Annotated in this window: 3 protein-coding genes; all 3 read right to left on the bottom strand. The window is 71.4% G+C overall.

Going from position 1 to position 3,637, the window contains the following annotated elements:
• Positions 1-1,540, bottom strand: a 1,540-nt coding sequence (locus tag AC27VN_RS35725) for a hydantoinase B/oxoprolinase family protein (protein WP_490879683.1), incomplete at its 3' end; no start/stop codon positions are given.
• 120 nt (positions 1,541-1,660) lie between these two features.
• Entirely contained in the window at positions 1,661-2,629 is a 969-nt protein-coding gene (locus AC27VN_RS35720) for a Bug family tripartite tricarboxylate transporter substrate binding protein (protein ID WP_490879682.1), read from the bottom strand.
• Between the two features lie 37 nt (positions 2,630-2,666).
• Positions 2,667-3,637 (bottom strand): MmgE/PrpD family protein (locus tag AC27VN_RS35715; protein ID WP_490879681.1); only part of this gene is annotated, 971 nt, incomplete at its 5' end.

The following is a 3,637-nucleotide window of genomic DNA, read 5'->3' as shown; positions in this document are numbered from 1 at the left end:
GCCGGATGCCGCGCATCTTCGAGACCATCGGCGGCACGTGCCATTCGCCCGCGTTCTCGTAGCGGAACACGTTGACCGCGCCCGCGCCGCCGCCCGCGATGCCCTTGGGCGGCGAGGTGCCGCGCTCGCCGAACACGAAGACCTCGGCGTCCTGCTCGAGCAGCTCGATCTCGTAGACGGCACCGAGGCCGCCGCGGTGCCGGCCGTCGCCGCCCGAATCGGCGCGCAGCGACCATTCGGTGAAGCGCACCGGATAGGCCGCCTCGAGGATCTCCAGCGGCGGAATGGTCGCGGTCGAGATCGGCGCGTTGCCGTGCGAGAGCCCGTCGCCGCCCGAGTGGCCGCCATGGCCGCCGCCAAAGAAGCTGAACATCACCCAGCGCTGGCCCTCGCGGCCCTTGTCGCTGCGGTGGCCCGCGATCGACAGCGCATTGATGGTGCCGTAGGCCTGCGCGACGGCGCGCGTGGGATCGGCCTGCGCGGCGGCGCTGAAGATCACGTCGATCATGCGCAGGATGGTCTCGGTGTAGCCGCCGACCGGGCGCGGCCGCTCGGCGCTGATCACCAGCTTGTCGGGAATCAGGAAATCCACCGCGTCGAGCACGCCGGCATTGGCCGGCACATCGGGGAACAGGTGCTTGAGCGCGACGTAGCAGGCCGCCACGGCCGTGGCGCGCGAGATGTTGACCGGCCCCGCGCATTGCGCCGAGGTGCGCGAGAAGTCGAGCAGCAGCCGGTCGCCGGCCACCGTCATGTCGAGCGCGATGGTCAGCGGCTCGTTCACGATGCCGTCGTTGTCGAGCAGGTCCTCGAAGCTGTAGCGGCCGTCGGGCAGCGAGGCGATGTGCGAGCGCATCAGCCGCAGCGCGCGGCCGCGCAGCTCGCCGAGCGCGGCCAGCACCAGGTCGTCGCCGTACTCGTCGAGCAGGCCGTTCAGCCGCTTCGCGCCGAGCTCGAGCGCCGCGAGCTGGCCGTTGAGGTCGCCCCAGAGGCTGTCGGGCAGGCGCGTGTTGGCCTGCAGGATCGCGAGCACGTCGGCATCGAGCTTGCCGTCGCGCACGATGCGCACCGGCGGGATCTGCACCGCCTCTTGCCAGCACTCGGTGGCCGCGGGGTTGTAGTTGCCGGGCACCGCGCCGCCCACGTCGTGCCAGTGCGCGGCCGAGGCCATGTGGCAGTAGAGCTTGCCGTGGCGGAAGAAAGGCTTGACCAGCTTGAAGTCGTTGGCGTGCGTGCCGCCGTCGTAGGCATCGTTGCTGATCCAGATGTCGCCGTCCTTCATGCCGCCGCGCGGCTCGGCCGCGGCGACGGTGGCGCGCACCGCGAAGGCCATGGCGCCGACGAACACCGGCAGGCCCGACTTGCCCTGCACCAGCGTGTCGCCGCTGGTCGCGTCGTACAGGCCGTGGCAGGCGTCGTGCGCCTCGGCGATGATGGGATTGAACGCGCTGCGGTAGAGCGTGGCGTCCATCTCGTCGGCCACCTGCTCGAGGCGGCCGCGCAGCACGGCGAGCGTGACGGGGTCGAGTGTGTCGTTCATTCGGTTCTCCATGTCGATGCGGCTCTCTTCGCGGAATACCGCGGAACCGGCTTTGCCGGGCCGCTGGTATTGCCCCCTGGAAGGGGGTTGGCGGCCACACGAAGTGGGCAAGCCTGGGGGTCAGTCAACTTTTGCGCCGCTGGTCTTGACGACCTTGGCCCACTTGTCGATTTCCTTCTTCACGTGGGCGGCGAATTCCGCCTGCGTGGAACCCACCGGCTCGGCGCCGAGCGCGGCCAGCTTCTCGCGCACCTCGGGCAACCTGAGGATGCGCTGCACCTCGGCCGAGAGCTTGTCGACCACCGGCTGCGGCGTGCCCTTGGGCGCGAACAGGCCCGACCAGGCATCGGCATAGAAGCCCGGGTAGCTCTCGGCGATGGTCGGCAGATCGGGCAGCGAGGGCGAGCGGCGCAGGCTGGTGAGCGCGATCGCGCGCAGCTTGCCGGCCTTGACGTGCGGCAGCGCCGAGGGCAGCCCGTCGACCATCATCTGCACCTGGCCGGCCAGCAGGTCGGACACCGCGGGCGCGCTGCCCTTGTAGGGCACGTGCGTGATGTCGACGCCGGCCTCGGCCTTGAGCATCTCCATGCCCAGGTGCGCGGCCGTGCCATTGCCCAGCGATGCGTAGTTGAGCTTGCCGGGCTCCTTCTTCGCGAGCGCGACCAGCTCGGCCAGGTTCTTCGCCGGCACCGAGGGATGCACCACCAGCACGTTGGGCACCACGGCCACCTGGCTGATGGCGACGAAGTCGGCCACCGGGTCGTAGGGCATCCGGCTGTAGAGCGAGGTGTTGATGGCGTGCGAACCGGTCACGCCCATCACCAGCGTGTAGCCGTCGGCCGGCGCCTTGGCCACGAGGTCCGAGCCCACGTTGCCGCCCGCGCCCGCGCGGTTGTCGACCACCACGGGCTGGCCCCAGTGCTCGCTCATCTTCACCGCGACCAGCCGCGCCGCGGCATCGGTGGCACCGCCCGGCGGGAAGGGCACGACGATGCGGATCGCCTTGTCGGGAAAGCCGCCGGCCTGGGCGGCGGCGACGAGCGGCAGGCACACGAGCAGCGTGCTGGCGAGGTAGCGCAGGAGTTTCATGGTGGGTGGGGCGTGAAGGTGGTGAAGAGGAATCGGGTCAGAGCCGTTGCCACAGCGCGCCGAGCGCGGTGCCGGTGGGCGCGTCGAGCACGCCGTCGCAGAAGGCCTGGGCGCGCGCCGGCGCGACGGACTGCGTTGCGTAGTGCGCGAACTTGGCGAGCAGGGTTGCGCGGTCCAGCGGGTTCTGGGCGTCGCCCGCGATGGTGGTCACGGTCTCTTCGTGCGTGCCGCCGTCGTGCGTCAGCGCGAGCGTGGCGCCGCGCTCGCGGCGCGCCGTGAGACCGGCGTCGACCTCGAGCTCGACCAGTGCCTCGAGCCGGCGCAGCTCGGCGTCGTCGAAACGCGGCGCGGCATAGACCGAGGGATCGACGTCGCCGAAGCGCAGCATCGCCGCGAGGCCGAAGCTCAGGCTGAACTGCGCCTGGATCGGCGTGCGCGGCGCGCGGTTGCCGCAATAGACGATCGCCTCCTCGTAGACCGTGAGCACGATGCGGCGGATGCCCGTGGTGTCGCCGGCCAGCCGTTCACGCAACGCACGCGCGGCGGTCGCGCCGTAGTGCACGTGGCGCACGGCCGCGAAGGGCTTGAGGTAGGCGTCGCGCAGCAGCAGCGTCGACGCGTCGGGCAAAGGCTGCGCGGTGGCCGCCGCATGGTTCGCCGCGTAATGCGCCAGCGCGCCCTCGGGCGCGTCGATGCCGGCCGCGCTCGCAAAGGCCGCCTGCAGCCCCAGAGAAGCGCTGTGGCCCAGGTAGGTGTTGCGGGCCGTGCGGCCCTGCGCCACCGGCAGGTAGAGGCTGGTGGCGAGCTGGCAGGCCGCGATGTCGATGGCCTGCACGATGGCCTCGGGCGCCAGGCCCAGCAACCGCGCCGCGCCCGCCGCCACGCCGAGCGCGGGCCAGTTGGCATCGACGTGCATGCCGGGGCGGATGCGCAGCCAGGCGCCGCAGCGCGCGCCGACCTCGTAGCCGAGCACGAAGGCATCGACGAATTCGCCGAGGCTGGCACCGC

The organism is Variovorax sp. 20P10.2.4, from assembly GCF_058244205.1.
The sequence above is the reverse complement of the archived record's forward strand: the minus strand, read 5'-3'. Positions and strand labels throughout refer to the sequence as shown.

Coding starts and splice junctions, on each gene's coding strand:
- AC27VN_RS35720 (WP_490879682.1), bottom strand. CDS start 2,629: ATGAAACTCCTGCGCTACCTCGCCAGCACGCTGCTCGTGTGCCTGCCG.